Genomic DNA, 18,097 nt, shown 5'->3' with positions numbered 1-18,097 from the left:
GTGGTCCGCCCCGTTTCACTAATTCATTATTTTACGGATTATAAATTTCTGCATTTTTACGCAGGTAGAACCACCAGTTAATAAGCAGGCATACTGCGTAAAATACAGCGAATCCATACATCGCGACTTCCGGAGTGCCAGCATTAATCTGAGCACCAAGTACTTTTGGCGCGATAAAAGCACCGTAAGCAGCAACAGCAGAAGACCAGCCAAGTACAGGGCCTTTCAGTTGCTGATCAAAGATCACGCCGATGCTGCGGAAGGTTGAACCATTACCGATACCACTGGCAGCGAACAGCACCACGAACAACACCATGAACGGCATAAAGTATTCGTTAGGGTTGGCTGAGTTATATGCCTGCATCATGACGTAACCAGTCGCAACAGAAGCAGCCACCATAACCACGGAGATAACCTGAGTAACAATCGAACCGCCGACTTTATCGGAGATCCAGCCACCCACAGGGCGAATCAGGGCACCAACAAATGGTCCGATCCATGCCCAGGTCAGAGCACTTGGCGCATCCGGGTTAACCACACGGATCAGTTCACCATCAGCACCAACCTGCATCATCTTGCCGAAAATCACAGTGATGGACAGTGGCAAGGCTGCAGAGAAGCCAATAAACGAACCGAAGGTCAGGATGTAGAGAACGGTCATCGACCAGGTGTGCTTGTTACTGAAAATACGGAATTGATTTTTAATATTGGGCTGAATGCTGCCAGGAATCAGACGCAGGGCAACCACAGTCAGAATAATGGTCAGTGGCAAGGCCAGCCACATACCGATCAGACCCATGGCATAAATACCAACAACCGCAGTGACCAGTGCAATCGCATACAAGCCAATGATTTTAGTAAATGCTGACAGTGGATGGCCTGGATTTGGTGTAACCACATTCAGGTTATTCATGCCAAACCAGCCGGCAAAAGCCAGAGGGATCAGGAACAGAAGCCATACAAATGCCGCATTCTGAATCCAGGTTTCTGAACCGGCTTCAATGCGGCCCAGCAAGGTTCCACTGGCGGTTTTCAGCACCATAGGGTCGCCAGCGACAGCACCGAAGATACCAACAGTCATCACCAGAGGAATCAGGATCTGCATGGTGGTAACACCAAAGTTACCCAGACCGGCGTTCATGCCCAGGGCATAGCCCTGCTGACTTTTCGGATAGAAGGTACTGATGTTGCTCATGGAGCAGGCAAAGTTACCGCCACCAATACCGGAGAGCAGAGCCATCAGCTGGAACACCCAGTAAGGTGTATGCGGATCCATCAGTGCCAAGCCGGTGCCCAGTGCAGGAATCATCAGCAGAGCTGTGGTCAGAAAAATGGTATTCCGCCCGCCGGCAATACGGATCATAAACGAAGCCGGAATACGCAGCGTGGCACCAGACAGACCGGCAATTGCTACCAAAGAAAATAATTGTTCCGTGGTGAAATCAAAGCCCAGGTTTTTCATCTGCGTGGTGATCATGCCCCACATCAGCCAGATGGCAAATCCCATGAGCAAACTTGGAATAGAAATCCAGAGATTACGGTTGGCAATTTTCTTACCTTCCCGCTCCCAGAACTCTTTATTTTCGACATCCCAATTCTCAATGTATGCCGATTTATTTTCAGCCATAGATATCCCCTCACATGTAGATACTGAATCCATCTTGGGCCCCCTGAATGAAGTAATCAACGGGGTGAAAAATGCTCTGAATCCGCTGATATAAGCCGGTCTACCCCCTAAGAGGTTGAGTATTTATGACTCAGGTCAATCTATGCTGCCGATGTGGCATAAACGTGTGGATACTGGTGAATAAGACGCTCTTATGGCGTACCTACAAAGGGATAAAACTACCTATCTTTCCCCAAAAAAATGCCTGCATAAAGCAGGCATAAGAGGGGTTGTTTACATCAGAATCTGGCTTCGCCCCAGACCCACAGCTTGTCGGTATCAGCTTTGCCGGATGCATCATCACCCGCAGAGTAGGCCGCGTATTTCACGCCCACGCTGAAATTCTGGTTGATGCCTTTGGCCGCCAGGAAGTCCACTTCAGAACCGTAGTCCATGCTGCCTTCATCGGCTTTGAAGTCGTGGTATACCGCCTGCAATTTAACGCCGGAAACCGCGCCACCAACGGACACATAAGTATCAGACAGACCATCGGCAGGCGTTGCCAGGAACAGGTCGGCCCAGCCGTTGAAGGCGTGTTTGGTCGCCAGTGGCGTGGCAAAACCGTAATCACCGTCGTCGCTGCCCAGAACTTCGTTACCCAAAGTGGCGGTTACACCCGACAGAGTGGCACCGGCTTCCAGGACGTAGTAGAGAGCATCGTTGTCACCGGTAGACTGAGTAGCCACTTCAGCACGGTAAGAAACAGCGACGTCGTTTACAGTCTGCTTGCCCACCAGGCTGGCACCATGGGTATCCAGTGTGGCGTCGGTATCGTCGTACTCAATCAGGTAGGCGTAACCGGTCACGGTACCCACTGGCAGGCCAGCGTAAGAACCGTTCAGTACGTGCGCGGTAACGTCCATTGAAGTGAAGGTAAAATCATTGACCTGATCAACATAGGCGTAAGCCAGAGATACAGCGTCTTTTTTGTAGGCGAACAGAGCGGCATCGTAAGTCTGTTCGTTCTGACGCCAGCCGACGTTACCAACGAAACGGGCGTTATCCAGAATGATACGCTGACGACCAACCACAGCACTGAATTCGTCTTTGGCGTAAGAAATCTGTGCACGGTTGATTTCGGTATTAACCGGGTCAGCGACAATGTCGTAATCCGGGTCTTCAATGCGGTATTCATCAATAAATGCACGAACATCTTCAATTTCGGCCAGAACTTTAAAGCCGGAAACAGATGGCGTTTCGTAGCCCAGGCGCGAGCGCAACGTCAGCGCAGTCGCGGCATCTGTGCCGCCTTCGGTATCATTGGTTTCATAACGCAGACGGAAATCCGCCAGCATATCCCCTTCTTTGACCAGAGAAACAAAGTTGTCTGCCGCGACTGCGCTACAGGCAGCCCCCATAGCAACAGCAATAACTAATGGTTTTACGCAGTTTTTCATCGAGCTCTCCTGAAATGGAAAAATCTGAGCACCGAGTACATTTATTATGGTTTTACTGCATCAGAGGTGAATCTGATACGGAAAAATCGAAACCTTCTAAACGGGTTTCCTGAATTAAAGTCTGAATATACTGTGCGGTGGATTTCATCCGCACTTTTTCGTTAAGGTAATCGCGGATACGCTCACGCACATGCTCGTACGGCAGCGGCTGACCATCAATATGATGTACCACCTCGACAATATGATAACCAAAACGGCTTTCCACCGGTGCTGGCATCAAACCGGGTCCGGCACGGAATACCTGACGCTCAAACTCAGGCACTGTCTGGCCCGCACTGAGCTGCCCCAGGCTGCCGCCGGTTTCTTTCGACGGACAGGCGGAATAGCGTTTGGCTAATTCGGCAAACGACTCGCCACTGCTGAGCATGGACAATACCGACTCAGCGATGGCTTTCGCTTCCGCCCGCTGCACCTCATCCTCCTCTGCTGCTGCCAGTAAAATATGGCGCGCTTCAACCAGAGGCGAGGTAAGAAAACGCTGCGGATTATTACGGAAGTAAAGTTCGCATTCTTCTTCACTGGCCTGAGGCATATTCACCTCCTGCGCCAGCAGCTTCTCCAGGAAATCATCCTGACCGGCAAGGCTGTTATCCGCTTCTGCCGTCATCCCCAGTGCCTGCGCACGCTGGCGCAGGATCTCGCCGATGACCAGGGTCTCGGCGGCTTTCAGCATGGCCTGGCGCTTGCTTTCTGCCGGGTGATACTGCATTTCCGCCAGAATGGCAGATTCAGGGATAGTAACTTCATTAACCTTGATCATGGATGACTCCAACGACAGATAAGAGGTGGCCGCCTGGCGGCCACCATCGCTCTTAACGGGCGAAACGCTTACGGACAATCTGATGCTGACGGGTAACATACTGCACAGGTGCACTGAACATATGAACCAGACGGCTGAATGGGAAGACAACAAACAGTGTCATGCCCAGTACAACGTGTGCTTTATAAATCCAGTGAACATGCGCAATGTGCTGTACAGCCTCTGCCAGATCCAGCGTCATAATATTCTGTGCCCACATCATCAGGGCCATCATTTCTGCGCCGTCCAGATGACCTGCAGAAATCAGAATAGAGAACAATCCCAGCAGCAACTGCGCGTACAGCAGGAACAGGATAACAATATCCATTTTCTTACTGGTTGCACGGATACGTGGATTACCTAAGCGACGCTTGATCAGAATGGTCAGACCGGCAAAGCAGATCAGACCGAACAGACCACCGGCACCCATAGCCACCATCTGCTTCATAGGTGCGGTGACACCCAGTACGTGCCACAGCTCTACCGGGGTCAGAAGACCGAAAAAGTGGCCAAAGAAAATCCCTAGCACACCCACGTGAAACAGAATGCTGCCCATGCGCAGTTGTTTCTTTTCCAGTAACTGGCTGGAACTGGCTTTCCAGCTGTACTGTTCGCGGTCATAACGCATCCAGCTGCCGACCAGCAGAATAATCATGGCGACATAGGGATAAACACCAAACGCCAGGGTATTGAAATAACTCATAAACAACTCCTAATGCCTGTTAATTTGCAGGCGAAGCGGTCAAAACAAAAGATCGGTATTCAGAGGAATATGCTGGTCACGGCGCTGACCTTCACTCGGACGGTTGGTGCTGCCGCAGGATGACTGTGCGTTATCCATGAAGTTAACCATTTCCTCTTCCCAGACCTTATCCAGTTCTTTCGCGGTATTGTCCGGCTTTTCTTCGGCAATCTGAGCACGCAGGTCAGCCAGATCCAGATTCATTTCGCTCAGCTTTATCAGACCGTGGAATATGGCGGCATAGTCAGAACCACGCTGTTCCAGACGACAGGCCAGCAAGGCGAGAATATGAGCAACTTCCTGCAGTCCCAGGCGCGCATTTTCCTCGCCCTGTGTGCTGAGAAAATCCAGGTACAGCGGAATATAATCCGGCAGCTCATTAACGCTGATTTCCAGACCCGCCTGTTTGTACTGGTTCATCAGATCAACCATGGCCTGACCACGGTCACGGCTTTCGCCGTGAACGTGCTCAAACAGCAACAGGGATAATGAACGGCCACGTTCGAACAGGCCGTCATACTCTTCCTGCCACTGCAGCAGATCACCCGCGAATTTCCGGGCAATAAAATCCAGCACAGCCTGCTTGCTGTCAGCAGGCATAGAGGTGGCAGCGACCACGTCTTCCAGCGCTGGACGGGCGTCCAGCAGCTCCTGGGTCGGGTAATCCATCAGTAAAGAAAGTACACGCAGAATTTTCATCTCAGTCCTCCGATACAACCGGGATTACCTGGCGTACACCCTGAGTACTGGTGCCAAACAGGTTAACGTTGTTATTACCGTTGCTGCAGCCATTGCCAAAGCTGAAGCCACATTCGCTCTTCAGATCGTAGGCATTTTCTGCGTACGCTTTATGACTGGTCGGAATTACAAAGCGATCTTCGTAATTGGCCAGAGCCATGTAGCGGTACATTTCCTCGACCTGAACAGCGGTGAGTCCAACCTGTTTCAGGACATCGATATCTTCCACGCCGTCGACCTGCTGGGAGCGCTTGAAGGCACGCATAGCAATCATGCGTTCCAGTGCGGTAATCACTGGCTTTTCGTCGCCAGCAGTCAGCAGATTGGCCAGATAACGCAGCGGAATACGCAGCGATTTCAGGTCAGGAATTTCGCCGTTCATGCCAACGTGACCAGATTCAACAGCGGTCTGAATCGGTGACAGTGGCGGTACGTACCAAACCATCGGCAAAGTGCGGTATTCCGGATGCAGAGGCAGAGCCACTTTCCAGTCCATCGCCATCATGTATACCGGTGAACGCTGAGCAGCTTTCAGCCAGTTATCGCTGATGCCCTCTTTACGCGCTGCTTCAATAACCTTCGGATCGTTTGGATCAAGGAACAGATCGAGCTGTGCCTGATACAGATCTTTTTCATTGGCGGTATTGGCTGCATCGGCAATTTTGTCCGCGTCGTACAACAGCACGCCCAGGTAGCGGATACGGCCTACACAGGTTTCAGAACATACTGTCGGCTGACCGGCTTCAATACGTGGGAAGCAGAAAATACATTTCTCTGATTTACCGCTCTTCCAGTTGTAGTAAATCTTCTTGTATGGACAAGCCGATACACACATACGCCAGCCACGGCATTTTTCCTGGTCGATCAGAACGATACCGTCTTCTTCACGCTTGTAGATGGCACCCGATGGACAGGCCGCAACACAGGCCGGATTCAGACAGTGTTCACACAGACGTGGCAGATACATCATGAACGTTTTTTCAAACTGTCCGTAAATATCTTTCTGCACGACATCATCAAAGTTTTTATCCGCTTTACGCTTTTCGAATTCGGTACCGAGAATTTCTTCCCAGTTCGGACCCCATTCGATTTTCTCCATACGCTGGCCGGTAATCAGCGAGCGTGGACGGGCCACAGGCTGATGCTTTTTATCCGGGGCGTTATGCAGATACTGGTAATCAAAATCGAACGGCTCGTAGTAGTCGTCAATTTCCGGCAGATCCGGGTTAGCGAAGATATTCGCCAGAACCCGTAACTTACCGCCAATTTTCAGCTGCAGTTTGCCATTGGCATCGCGTTTCCAGCCGCCATTCCATTTTTTCTGGTTTTCCCATTCTTTCGGGAAGCCAATTCCGGGCTTGGTTTCTACGTTGTTAAACCAGGCATATTCGACCCCTTCACGTGAGGTCCATACGTTTTTGCAGGTGATGGAGCAAGTGTGACAACCAATGCACTTGTCCAGATTCAACACCATGCCAATTTGTGCTCTGACTTTCATGGAATTACCTCACTGCAACCTTATTTGGTGTCCAGCCAGTCAACGTTCTGCATTTTGCGCACGATGACAAATTCATCACGGTTACAACCTACGGTACCGTAGTAGTTGAAGCCGTAAGCTTGCTGGGCATAACCACCAATCATATGTGTCGGTTTCATCACCGCACGGGTAACCGAGTTGTGGATACCGCCACGGGTACCGGTGGTTTCGGCTCCCGGTACGTTCACAATCCGCTCCTGAGCGTGATACATCATGCTCATACCTTCCGGTACACGCTGTGACACCACGGCACGGGCAGCGATGGCACCGTTGACGTTGAACACTTCAATCCAGTCGTTATCGACAATACCGGCGGCTTTCGCGTCAATTTCACTGAGCCACACAATCGGACCACCACGAGACAGAGTCAGCATCAGCAGGTTGTCAGAGTAGGTGCTGTGAATACCCCATTTCTGGTGCGGGGTGATCCAGTTCAGTACGATTTCTTTATTGCCGTTAGACTTTTTGTTCAGCACAGGATCAACCGTTTTCAGGTTGATTGGCGGCTTGTACGAACACAGCTGCTCACCAAAATCACGCATCCATTCATGGTCCTGATAGAACTGCTGACGGCCGGTAATGGTGCGCCACGGGATCAGCTCATGAACGTTGGTGTAACCGGCGTTGTAAGACACATGCTCGTCTTCCAGACCTGACCAGGTAGGCGAAGAAATAATCTTGCGTGGCTGGGCAACGATGTCGCGCCAACGGATTTTTTCTTCCTCTTTTGGTTTTGCCAGATGGGTGTGGTCAAGACCTGTAATCTCACCCAGAGCCTCCCAGGCTTTTACCGCAACATGGCCGTTGGTTTCCGGTGCCAGCGTCAGAATCATTTCACAGGCATCAATCGCGCTATCCAGTTTTGCGCGGCCTTTGCTCGCACCTTCTTCGGTATGGGTGTAATTCAGCTTACGCAGCAGATCGACTTCAGACTTGGTATCCCAGCTGATGCCTTTACCACCATTACCGATGTTTTCCAGCAGTGGTCCGATGGAGGTGAAACGCGCATAGGTATTCGGGTAATCACGCTCAACCGGAATCAGCGCCGGCATGGTTTTGCCCGGAACCGGTTCACATTCGCCTTTCCACCAGGCTTTCACGCCGTATGGCTGAGCCAGCTCTGCCGGAGTGTCGTGGTGCATTGGTAGAGTAACCAGATCTTTTTCCACGCCCAGATGGCCGACACAAACACGGGAGAATTCTTTGGCAATGCCTTTGAAAATTTCCCAGTCAGAACGTGCTTCCCACACAGGATCAATCGCCGCACTCAGCGGGTGAATGAATGGGTGCATGTCCGACGTATTCATATCGTCTTTTTCGTACCAGGTGGCGGTTGGCAGCACGATGTCGGAATACAGACAGGTGGTGGACATACGGAAGTCCAGTGTGACCCACAGATCCACTTTACCTTCGGCGCCGTTATCAACCCATTCCACATCTTTTGGCTTCTGGCCACCGAACTCACCCAGGTCTTTACCCAGCAGGCCATGCTTGGTACCTAGCAGGTGACGCAGCATGTATTCGTGTCCCTTACCGGAAGAACCCAGCAGGTTAGAACGCCAGATAAACATGTTGCGCGGGAAGTTCTGCGGATTATCCGGCTGCTCACAGGCAAATTTCAGATCGCCGCTCTTCAGTTGCTGCACAACATAGTCTTTAACATCAACACCGGCTTTCGCTGCCTGCTGCGTCAGATGCAGCGGGTTGGTTCCCAGCTGTGGTGCGGATGGCAGCCAGCCCATGCGTTCGGCACGGCTGTTGTAATCAATGATGCTGGCATTCCACTTGTCTTTGTTGGCCAGTGGCGATACCACTTCACTCATGTTCAGTTTTTCGTAACGCCACTGACTGGAGTGGTTGTAGAAGAACGAAGTACCGTTCATGTGACGTGGTGGACGCTGCCAGTCGAGGGCGAACGCCAGTGGTGTCCAGCCGGTTTGCGGACGCAGCTTTTCCTGGCCCACATAGTGCGCCCAGCCACCACCGGTCTGACCAACACAGCCGCACATCATCAGCATATTGATGAGGCCACGGTAGTTCATATCCATGTGATACCAGTGGTTCAGCGCAGCGCCCACGATCACCATGGAACGACCCTTGGTTTTATCCGCGTTGCGGCCAAACTCACGGGCAACACGGATAACATCAGCACGGGAAACGCCGGTGATTTTTTCCTGCCAGGCCGGGGTATATGGCACATCATCATCGAAACTGGCTGCTCGGCTCGGGTCGTCGATGCCGTTATTAACACCGTAGTGCGCCAGCATCAGATCGAATACGGTGGCAACCAGAGCGGTTTCACCATTCGCCAGAGCAACGCGCTTGGCCGGGATCTTACGCAGCTGCAGCTCGTTGTGTTCGGTGTGCTGGAAATACTCGTACTCGTGTGGCGCACCACCAAAATATGGGAAGGCCACATCTGCCATTTCATCGGCCTGATCTTTCAGTGACAGAGTCAGATCAACATCACCACTCCGGTCTTTCTGCTCCAGGTTCCACTTACCCTTTTCACCCCAGCGATAACCGATAGAGCCGTTCGGGCTGGTCAGCGCGCCGTTGCTGTTGATGGCAATGGTTTTCCAGTCAGGGTTGTTGTCTTCGCCCAGATTATTCACCAGGTCAGCAGCACGCAGGAAGCGGCCGCCAGTCAGCTTGTCGTCGCTTTCCTCGAGCATGACCAGCATCGGCATATCGGTATAACGCTTCACATAGCCGGTGAAGTAATCACTTGGCTGATCGACGTGGAATTCTTTCAGAATGACATGACCAAAGGCCATCGCCAGGGCGGCATCAGTACCCTGACGAGGAGCCAGCCAGGTATCACCAAACTTGGACGCTTCCGAGTAGTCAGAAGTAATCACGCAGGTCTTGGTACCCTTGTAACGTACTTCTGTGAGGAAGTGCGCATCCGGTGTCCGGGTTTGCGGCACGTTAGAACCCCAGACAATGATGTAGTTGGAGTTGTACCAGTCAGCTGACTCAGGAACGTCGGTCTGCTCACCCCAGATTTGTGGAGAAGCCGGTGGCAGGTCACAGTACCAGTCGTAGAAGCTCAGACAGTTACCGCCGATCAGCGACAGGTAACGGGCACCCGCCGCGTACGACACCATGGACATGGCAGGAATCGGCGAGAAGCCGGTTACACGGTCAGGACCATAAGTCTTGGTGGTATACACGTTGGATGCGGCAATCAGTTCATTGACCTCGTCCCAGGACGCGCGGACAAAGCCACCCAGACCACGGCGCTCTTTGTAGCTTTTCGCTTTTACCGGATCAGTAACAATGGATTCCCAGGCGGCTACCGGATCACTGTGCTTAGCGCGGGCTTCACGCCACAGCTTCATCAGCTGACCACGGACTTTCGGATATTTCAGACGGTTGGCGCTGTAGATATACCAGGAATAACTGGCACCACGCGGACAACCACGGGGTTCATGATTCGGCAGATCAGGACGGGTACGCGGATAATCGGTTTGCTGGGTTTCCCAGGTCACCAGACCATCTTTTACATAAATTTTCCAGCTGCACGAACCGGTACAGTTCACGCCGTGTGTAGAGCGTACGATTTTATCGTGCTGCCAACGCTGGCGATAACCTTTCTCCCAGCTGCGATCCTGGTTGGTGGCAACGCCGTGCCCATTGGCGAAGGGCTCTTTGCTTGTTTTAAAAAAACGCAGCTTTTCGAGCAGATGACTCATAGCTAACTCCTGGTTGCATCCGTAAGGACGGGCAGAAACATTCAGCAACAGTCTACTCATATGGATTAAATTAACGATGGGGCAGCGCTGGCCAAAAACGCGATAAACAGCACCCGAATACCCACTTATAGGTATAATGAATATTTTACAACCCATTGTTTTATAAGGGCTTTTTTATATAAAATCGATTTGCAAGGGCACCACAACCAATGTGCAGGGTAATGGGTGGTAGCTACTATTAATCAGCGCTTTTTGATAATGATTATCAACTAATCATGATGCTGTAAATCCCCTGAGGGTTGTCGCTACAATACGGCATCGTTTTTGGGCTGAGTTTTATGAACCGCTACTCCGTTATCACCAAAATCAACTTGTCACTGACCGCAATTATCGTCATGGCGGTGTCTACCATTCTGGTGTCTTACTGGCTGTCAGATCAGGCAGATAATGACGCCTACGCTATTAACGTGGCCGGCTCACTGCGCATGCAAAGCTATCGCTATGCCAGCAGCGAAAGCGTACGTGAGGACGCCAGAAGCGTCGTTAATTCCGCCTGGGAAGATCCGGTGATGCGTAACGTTATCCGCGAAGCAAATTTAACCGAGTTGTTTGAACTGCTGCAGTCGCGTTGGATTAATGTACAAAGCAGCCTTAAAAGCGCCGTCCTTAGTGACGCAGAGAAGCTCAGACTGGTGGATGATTTTGTTATCGGTCTGAACACTTTGGTGCTGGGCATCCAGAAAAATGCAGAAGCAAAAATCCGCGCCATACGCACTTTTCAGGTTATCGCGTTCTTTATAACTGTCATTCTGTCGGTAGCAGCAATTTACTGGGTGTATCTGCGCCTGACACTGCCCCTTGCCGAGCTGACAAATGCCGCACGCCAGGTTGGGCGTGGTGATTTTACCTGCAACCTGGCCAATACAGAGGGGCAGGATGAGCTCAGTCTGCTTTCTAAATCGTTCAATCAGATGTGTCGTGCCATTGCCTACATGTACGAATCGCTGGAGAAGCAGGTCGACGAAAAAACCACCGAATTGAGAAACAGCAATACGACACTCACCTTCCTCTACAAACTGGCGTGGCAGACAAGCACACATGAAATCAGAAAAGACGATTTCAGCCAGATTATTTATGAATTGTCACGCGTGACCGGCATCGCTGACATAGAGCTTTGCCTGCTTACTGAAAGCGGGGACATTCCCTATCTGCAGGTGAATGGTACAAAAGATAATGATCCGGACTGCGCCAGCCGCAACTGCCGTGACTGCGTCGCGGGAAACAGCAGCACAGACCAACAACTGCGTTACGCCATATCCCGCGAAAACACCGAATACGGTGTTCTGGTCATCCATGGCAACTGCAACGATGACATCCAGCAATGGCAGGATGAATTACTGCGCTCGGTAGCCACGCAGTTTGCCATCGCACTCAGCCTGCAGGGAGAGGAAGAAAAAATCCGCCGTATAACGCTGATGAATGAACGAAATACCATTGCCCGGGAATTGCACGACTCCCTGGCCCAGGCGTTGTCTTATCTGAAAATTCAGGTAACCCGTCTTAACCGGGCATTGGCAAAGAATGATCAGGCCATCATGATGGATGTATCTAATGAACTTAAAAATGGCCTTGATTCAGCCTATCGACAACTCCGAGAGCTACTGACGACATTCCGCCTTAAAGTCGATGGCAAAGGACTGATCACTGCACTGCAGAAAACCGTTGAGCAGTTCCAGGAACAGTCCTCTATGGAAATAACACTGGATTATGACATTCTTCATGCCCCACTGAGTCCACAGGAAGAAATTCATCTGCTGCAGATTATCCGTGAGGCCTGCCGGAATGCGATTAACCACTCGCACGGTAAACGTATTCTTATAAAGCTTACCGCAACACCAGACAAGAAAATTCTGCTGAGCATAGAAGATGACGGAATTGGCATTGATACCAACCCAGAGAAACTTAACCACTATGGTTTGGCAATTATTCAGGAGCGTTCTCACCAGCTTAATGGTGATGTAAGAATCCAGGGCAGAGCCGACGGTGGAACCGGGGTGTACTTCGAATTCATGCCGGAGTACTCGAAGGCGAGAACTGCATGATAAAGCATATTTCAGAATGACAAATCACTTTTCCTGCGCAAGAAGAAGAACCAGTTAAGCAGCATCCCGACACCATAAAATACCGAAAAACTATAAAGAATAAATTCGGGATGCTGCATATCATGCTGACTGGAAAACATATTGGCGATATAGAAAACGCCGAAGGATGAAATCCCGCTAATACAGATCAGAACCTGATGCATAGTAGCCGCCGGAAAGGCTCTTGATATCTGATAAAAAACGCTACCCGCTGACAGACCGGAACCGATAAAAAACAGTAAAACCAACAAAAATAAAGTTGTGTAGCTACTGTTATCGGCGAGATACTCAAGACTCACCGTCAGCATGCTGACGCTCACCAGCATCAGAAGCAAAGCAGACTGATTAATCCGTTCTGGCTTGTAGTATCTTGCCAACCAGGCGCTGATACCACGGGTGATAATAGCGACAACAGGCAGAAGCCACACATACGTCAACACACCAGAACCCAGAGGATTGCTGAGATAAATATCGCCACCTGCCCACTGCAGATCAAAGAACTCCTTTCCCAGCAACGGCAGAGACGCAGAAAAACCCAGCATAGACCCAGCTCCCATCAGATGCAGAAGAGAGAGCAGCTGTAACTTGCGATTGACCACCATGGGTAAGAATCCACTTTCCCTTCCACGGGGAATTCGCGAAAACACCATAAGCAGCAGGAAAAGCGTTATGACAACAATCAGAAGTCCAGCCAGTATAATATTCCCCAACGGGCCTGTGCCACCGACGCCAGATAACAGAAAAAAACAGATCCCCATCAGAACCGTATAAATCAACAAGGTGCGTAAAATGGTAAGTACTTTGCGCCGTTCACCAAGAAAGGCTGGCAGCGCACGGAAAATTGCGATCAGAAGCAACAAAAAAAACACGGATAGGGCTGCAAAAATACTGAAGCCAGAACCAGCAGAAATCCGCCCCAGAACATGGCTGCTGTTGTACTCCAGTGGCAGCGTCGTCAGCCAACCTGCCAACGGCAGAAAGCCAAGAACAGGCAGCACGACCTGGGCCACAATAAGTCCACTGTCCGCCAGAGCTGAACGCGCCTCCTGCTCGATACGTGCAGTGCTCTGACCAAAGTCCGTCATGCAGGTACGAAGCGGCAAAAAAACCGCTCCTACCCCAGAACTGAGAGCAGCAAGCTGAAACTGCCAGAAGGATGGCGATGGAGAAATAAATGCGCCCATCAACAGTGACAAGGGCAATATAAGCAGCAGCAGACTCACAAACCAAACAACAGCAAGCGGTGCATTCTGCACGAGGAAACCGCTGCCAAGGCGAACACAGGTGCCACTGAGGCCGGCGGTCGCTATCAGGAAAAAAAGCTCACTGATGGAAAATGGATAGCCGGTATCAAAAATAATAACAACCAGCACACTCCACAACATCCATATTGCAGAGCCCGCCATTAACGCAGAAATATCGTTCCGGATAGGTGGAGTTTTAGTAGATCTACTGTCTGCAGCATTATTAAACAGAGCCCGCACTGGACCGGAAGTTCTGAGCATAAAAATTCCCGCCCCATGTCACGGGGTATCAATTTTTATTATCGCAGACCTGGCCACCTGAAGCAGAGGGCACGCAGGGTATCGACATACCCCGTTATGAGTACCCACAAGAGTTTGATAAAGCTGCGCTATTTTGCCGGACGAAATGCTTTTATGACAGCTTCGTCACACTCCAGAAACGGTCCATCCATAAGATCAATACAGTATGGGATGGCCGGAAAGACTGCGTCAAGACACTGGCGGATGGCTTTTGGCTTTCCTGGCAAATTAACAATAAGAGAACCCCCTCTGAGCCCCGCTGTCTGGCGCGACAATATTGCTGTCGGTACGTATTTAAGAGATTCCATACGCATCAGCTCGCCAAAGCCTGGCATCATGCGATCACATACGGCCTCAGTGGCCTCCGGCGTCACATCCCGCGCAGCAGGGCCGGTACCACCGGTAGTCACGACCAGGCAACAACCTTCATCGTCCGTGAGCTCGCGTAAGGTTTTCTCAATCAGTGGTTGCTCGTCAGGAATAACACGATAAACAGCCTGCCATGCAGACGTCAGGTACTCAGAAAGCGTTTCGCGGATAGTCGCACCAGAGAGGTCTTCATAGACTCCGGCGCTGGCGCGATCGCTTACAGTGAGAATTCCAATGCGGGCTTCAGCTTTCATAATGACTTACAGATTCCATACGGGACATACCCGGCAGTTTAAGCCAGTAGCCGTTACTTTCAAATTCCCCCAGACAGTAGTTCTGTCCGCCATTCAGATTATTACGAAAACGCTTTGCCCATAACAACGTATCTTCCACCTGCGGACTCAGCCGCACCACATCGACCAGACCATGCATATGCTGTAATTGGTTAATCAGGTTATATCTGTGTCCGGACTGGGTCTGAATACCATTAAGAATAAACACCTGATGCCCATCCTGACTGGTAACACTGCGCCCACACGGATAATTTATACAGCACAGCCCGCACTGATCTTTAGCGCGATTTTCCGAGCGGGCAGTAAAGCAGCGTGCTGACCAGGCCAGAGGCATGTGACCAAAGGCAAAAACTTCGACATCGAAGCAGCTGCGGATATCCTGCACAACATCCTGACTCAGAATATCCGCCAACCATTCCCTTGACAGCTCAACCGGCATCACCCAGCACTGCATGCCCGCATTAACCAGATATTTCAGTGTGTGCTGGTTGTAACAGTTAATGGCGGCACCGGCGACGAAGGGAACACCTTTTTGCTGAGCAAGAAATACCGCGCCCATGTCATTGGCTTCTACCATAAACTCGCCACTATCAATGCAGCGCACCAGATCTCTGACCATGCCCGGCGACTCCAGTAAGGTCATGGTCGACAAACGCACCTGCTTACCGGCCTCCCGCAGCTGATGGGCAATATCGAGATAATCTTTGAGAAACAACTCGCTGCGCTTCGGGCATACCGTTTCACCCAGGTAAACCACATCAATGTCAGAACTGTCGGCGACATCGCGGTAGAAAGCTTCGACCTTTTCTTTTGGCCAGTAATACAAAATGGGGCCCAGTGAAATTTTCATAATTTACTTCCACTTCCGGTGATAAGCTCCGAGCGTTGTCTGACACCCTTCAGATAACGAACTGACAACCTGATTCCATTCCTCACGCACGGCATAGTGATCCGGACTTTCTTTCACCAGATCAATCGCCTGACGCCATATCCGGGTAATTTTCTCCACGTACGCGGGACTGCGCTGCCGCCCTTCGATTTTCAGCGAGGCAATATTTTCCTGATAAAGCTCGGGCAATAACTCCAGGGTATTCAGGCTGGTCGGCTCTTCCAGTACATGATAGAGCTCATCACCAACAGAAAACCGGCCCTTACACAAGGTTGGATAGCCTGCCTTCTCGTCCTCACGGAAGCGATCAATCATCACGCCATTGAGGCGCGACTCCAGTGTCCCATCGGCCTGCTCGTCCCAGCGTACGAATGTAGCGGGCGAACAGGCACCTGCGGTATTGGGTGACTCGCCGGTCATATAAGAACTGAGATAGCACCGCCCCTCCGCCATAATACAGAGACTGCCAAAGGCGAATACTTCAAGCTCCATGTCACAGGTACGGGACAGAGCACGAACCTGCGGCATTGACAGAACACGTGGCAACACCACGCGCTTTATGCCAAATTGCCGGTAAAAATCAATCGCCGCCGGATTGGTTGCAGAGGCCTGAACCGACAGATGCTTTTCGACATGGGGATGATGTTCAGCGGCGTACGCCAGTAAAGAAATATCCGCCAGAATCAGTACATCAACACCAGCATGAACCGCGGCATCGACCGCCTGCTGCCAAAGCGCCCAGTTATCCGGATGCGCAAACGTATTGATGGCCACGTGAATCCGCCGTTTACTTGCATGTACGTAACGCACAGCCTCCTGCAGATTATCCTTATTGAAATTCAGGCCAGCAAAATGGCGGGCATTGGTCTCATCACGCAAACCAACGTACACCGCATCGGCTCCCTGATTAATCGCGGCCTTCAAAGCCGGAAGACTTCCCGCTGGACAAAGCAACTCCATAAGCTGCTCTCTTTTTAATTGGTCAACCGCAATATTAGAGCTAAGGCATGTATTGGCAAAAAATACATGGGGGTAAAGAAAAAATACCCACAAGGGGATTTTGCCCGATAAACGCTGCCAATCTAGTATGCGCTATGATCTCAGATCAGATTCATACAGCTGACGCTGTTTTAATTCAGGGAGCTATTCCATGCCAACTGAGAACCGTGCACTTCCCGGTATAAGCTATTCACTGCTGAAAATCATGCGTATCTTCTGCCAGAAGGCACCTTCCTCAGTTCAGAAAGCAGTAATCAGTAAAATGCTTAACAGAATACTGAAACCAGAGATCAAATCCGGCGATTTTTCATTTCTTGATAAGCGTGTTGCGCGTATTGAAATACCCGACCTCGATTTTTGCTTCAGCGTGACATCAGACGCAAAGAAACTACAGGTAAACATACCTGCAAAAGCAGAAGAAGTGAGACTCAGGGCCGACTTACAGAGCATACTGGACATCGTAAACCGCAACGCAGACCCGGATACCCTTTTCTTCCACCGTCGACTGCTGATTACCGGCGACACTGAGCTGGGTCTGGAAATCAAGAATCTTCTCGACAGAATTGATCCGGCAGAACGTTTACCGGAAAGGGTCAGCCACTTGCTGAAAAAAATCCAGCTGCACACACCATAAGCGCGTGCAGCCGGGAACAGACAGATATCAGAACAGCGCTATCATTTCGCCCTTACGATTAAAAGTAAGCAAATGCGCAACCATGCCCGAGTTGATATTACTCATCATCAGCTGAAGAGGCTGACCTGCCTCATCTGATGACGGCGGGAAACCGGCACGACCAGCCATGGCGCCTACAAAGGCTACATCCCAGTGAATACCCGTATTTTCTGACTCTTGCACCAGCTCGTGAAAATGCATCGCCTCACCAGGCAGTTTGTCTACACATAACACCGGAGTCAGCACGCCCCCCTCACCACGATCGAAACGCTCCTGCTGCTCACTGCTGTACCCTTCCGGCATTTCTGATTTTGCAAAGACAAAGAGCAGACGCTGAGGCTCTGGCTGCTCCATGGCTGCCATAATCAGGTCTTCGTAACTTTCGATCTGCATGATTCACCCGGTAACTTTATTCAGAATAAGCCCGATGACCCGACCGCTACATTCTCCATAACCTAACCCTCAAATGCTGCGATAATGGAGATTTTTCACGCCCCCGGAAGATTCATCCGGTCGAGGGCCATCGGCAACCCTTTCAGTGTATGCAGCCTC

Annotated in this window: 14 protein-coding genes; 2 read left to right on the top strand and 12 right to left on the bottom strand. The window is 50.9% G+C overall.

Annotation, left to right across the window (positions count from 1 at the left end; all coding sequences use genetic code 11):
- Nucleotides 1-31: 31 nt before the first annotated feature.
- The 7 genes from I9W95_RS09000 to I9W95_RS08970 form a co-directional block, all read right to left on the bottom strand.
- Nucleotides 32-1,627 carry an MFS transporter gene (locus I9W95_RS09000; protein WP_225674037.1) on the bottom strand — a complete coding sequence of 532 codons (1,596 nt, stop codon included), beginning with the start codon at nucleotides 1,625-1,627 and terminating at the stop codon, nucleotides 32-34.
- A 278-nt stretch (nucleotides 1,628-1,905) separates the two neighbouring features.
- Nucleotides 1,906-3,063 (bottom strand): alginate export family protein, encoded by a 1,158-nt coding sequence (locus I9W95_RS08995; protein ID WP_225674035.1) that lies wholly within the window; start codon nucleotides 3,061-3,063, stop codon nucleotides 1,906-1,908.
- A 52-nt stretch (nucleotides 3,064-3,115) separates the two neighbouring features.
- Entirely contained in the window at nucleotides 3,116-3,883 is a 768-nt protein-coding gene (locus tag I9W95_RS08990) for a peptidylprolyl isomerase (RefSeq protein ID WP_225674032.1), read from the bottom strand.
- A 52-nt stretch (nucleotides 3,884-3,935) separates the two neighbouring features.
- A complete protein-coding gene (gene narI, locus I9W95_RS08985) occupies nucleotides 3,936-4,625 on the bottom strand; it encodes a respiratory nitrate reductase subunit gamma (protein WP_225674028.1) in 690 nt (229 codons plus the stop codon).
- Nucleotides 4,626-4,664: 39 nt separating this feature from the next.
- A complete protein-coding gene (gene narJ, locus I9W95_RS08980) occupies nucleotides 4,665-5,363 on the bottom strand; it encodes a nitrate reductase molybdenum cofactor assembly chaperone (protein ID WP_225674027.1) in 699 nt (232 codons plus the stop codon).
- Nucleotide 5,364: 1 nt separating this feature from the next.
- Nucleotides 5,365-6,900, bottom strand: a complete 1,536-nt coding sequence (gene narH, locus I9W95_RS08975) for a nitrate reductase subunit beta (RefSeq protein ID WP_225674025.1) — start codon at nucleotides 6,898-6,900, stop codon at nucleotides 5,365-5,367.
- A gap of 20 nt (nucleotides 6,901-6,920) precedes the next feature.
- A complete protein-coding gene (locus I9W95_RS08970; protein ID WP_225674023.1) occupies nucleotides 6,921-10,637 on the bottom strand; it encodes a nitrate reductase subunit alpha in 3,717 nt (1,238 codons plus the stop codon).
- 338 nt (nucleotides 10,638-10,975) lie between these two features.
- On the opposite strand from I9W95_RS08970, the gene I9W95_RS08965 reads away from it, so the two are divergent.
- Entirely contained in the window at nucleotides 10,976-12,739 is a 1,764-nt protein-coding gene (locus tag I9W95_RS08965; protein WP_225674021.1) for an ATP-binding protein, read from the top strand.
- A gap of 11 nt (nucleotides 12,740-12,750) precedes the next feature.
- On the opposite strand, the gene I9W95_RS08960 is transcribed toward I9W95_RS08965, so the two are convergent.
- The 4 genes from I9W95_RS08960 to ubiU all read right to left on the bottom strand — a co-directional run bounded on the left by I9W95_RS08960 (nucleotide 12,751) and on the right by ubiU (nucleotide 16,833).
- The gene (locus tag I9W95_RS08960; RefSeq protein ID WP_225674019.1) at nucleotides 12,751-14,151 is read right to left on the bottom strand and encodes a hypothetical protein; all 1,401 of its coding nucleotides are present in this window, start codon (nucleotides 14,149-14,151) and stop codon (nucleotides 12,751-12,753) included.
- A 260-nt stretch (nucleotides 14,152-14,411) separates the two neighbouring features.
- The gene (mog, locus tag I9W95_RS08955; RefSeq protein WP_225674017.1) at nucleotides 14,412-14,945 is read right to left on the bottom strand and encodes a molybdopterin adenylyltransferase; all 534 of its coding nucleotides are present in this window, start codon (nucleotides 14,943-14,945) and stop codon (nucleotides 14,412-14,414) included.
- Complete coding sequence (locus tag I9W95_RS08950; protein ID WP_225674015.1) at nucleotides 14,935-15,834, bottom strand: U32 family peptidase; 900 nt, start codon at nucleotides 15,832-15,834, stop codon at nucleotides 14,935-14,937. Before I9W95_RS08950 ends, mog begins: the two co-directional genes overlap by 11 nt.
- Before the next feature lie 3 nt (nucleotides 15,835-15,837).
- The gene (ubiU, locus tag I9W95_RS08945; protein WP_225674013.1) at nucleotides 15,838-16,833 is read right to left on the bottom strand and encodes a ubiquinone anaerobic biosynthesis protein UbiU; all 996 of its coding nucleotides are present in this window, start codon (nucleotides 16,831-16,833) and stop codon (nucleotides 15,838-15,840) included.
- A gap of 190 nt (nucleotides 16,834-17,023) precedes the next feature.
- Between ubiU and ubiT the strand changes: the two genes are divergently transcribed.
- Complete coding sequence (ubiT, locus tag I9W95_RS08940; RefSeq protein WP_225674011.1) at nucleotides 17,024-17,506, top strand: ubiquinone anaerobic biosynthesis accessory factor UbiT; 483 nt, start codon at nucleotides 17,024-17,026, stop codon at nucleotides 17,504-17,506.
- Nucleotides 17,507-17,533: 27 nt separating this feature from the next.
- On the opposite strand, the gene I9W95_RS08935 is transcribed toward ubiT, so the two are convergent.
- A complete protein-coding gene (locus I9W95_RS08935) occupies nucleotides 17,534-17,938 on the bottom strand; it encodes a ribonucleotide reductase subunit alpha (protein WP_225674009.1) in 405 nt (134 codons plus the stop codon).
- Nucleotides 17,939-18,097: the final 159 nt, after the last annotated feature.

It is taken from the genome of Thalassolituus marinus, assembly GCF_020320395.1.
In the GTDB taxonomy this organism is placed as follows: domain Bacteria; phylum Pseudomonadota; class Gammaproteobacteria; order Pseudomonadales; family Oceanobacteraceae; genus Venatoribacter; species Venatoribacter marinus.
The sequence above is the reverse complement of the archived record's forward strand: the minus strand, read 5'-3'. Positions and strand labels throughout refer to the sequence as shown.

Excerpts from the sequence above, each read along its gene's own strand:
- I9W95_RS09000 (WP_225674037.1), bottom strand. The coding sequence starts at position 1,627 with ATGGCTGAAAATAAATCGGCATACATTGAGAATTGGGATGTCGAAAAT.
- I9W95_RS08995 (WP_225674035.1), bottom strand. The coding sequence starts at position 3,063 with ATGAAAAACTGCGTAAAACCATTAGTTATTGCTGTTGCTATGGGGGCT.
- I9W95_RS08990 (WP_225674032.1), bottom strand. The coding sequence starts at position 3,883 with ATGATCAAGGTTAATGAAGTTACTATCCCTGAATCTGCCATTCTGGCG.
- narI (WP_225674028.1), bottom strand. The coding sequence starts at position 4,625 with ATGAGTTATTTCAATACCCTGGCGTTTGGTGTTTATCCCTATGTCGCC.
- narJ (WP_225674027.1), bottom strand. The coding sequence starts at position 5,363 with ATGAAAATTCTGCGTGTACTTTCTTTACTGATGGATTACCCGACCCAG.
- narH (WP_225674025.1), bottom strand. The coding sequence starts at position 6,900 with ATGAAAGTCAGAGCACAAATTGGCATGGTGTTGAATCTGGACAAGTGC.
- I9W95_RS08970 (WP_225674023.1), bottom strand. The coding sequence starts at position 10,637 with ATGAGTCATCTGCTCGAAAAGCTGCGTTTTTTTAAAACAAGCAAAGAG.
- I9W95_RS08965 (WP_225674021.1), top strand. The coding sequence starts at position 10,976 with ATGAACCGCTACTCCGTTATCACCAAAATCAACTTGTCACTGACCGCA.
- mog (WP_225674017.1), bottom strand. The coding sequence starts at position 14,945 with ATGAAAGCTGAAGCCCGCATTGGAATTCTCACTGTAAGCGATCGCGCC.
- I9W95_RS08950 (WP_225674015.1), bottom strand. The coding sequence starts at position 15,834 with ATGAAAATTTCACTGGGCCCCATTTTGTATTACTGGCCAAAAGAAAAG.
- ubiU (WP_225674013.1), bottom strand. The coding sequence starts at position 16,833 with ATGGAGTTGCTTTGTCCAGCGGGAAGTCTTCCGGCTTTGAAGGCCGCG.
- ubiT (WP_225674011.1), top strand. The coding sequence starts at position 17,024 with ATGCCAACTGAGAACCGTGCACTTCCCGGTATAAGCTATTCACTGCTG.
- I9W95_RS08935 (WP_225674009.1), bottom strand. The coding sequence starts at position 17,938 with ATGCAGATCGAAAGTTACGAAGACCTGATTATGGCAGCCATGGAGCAG.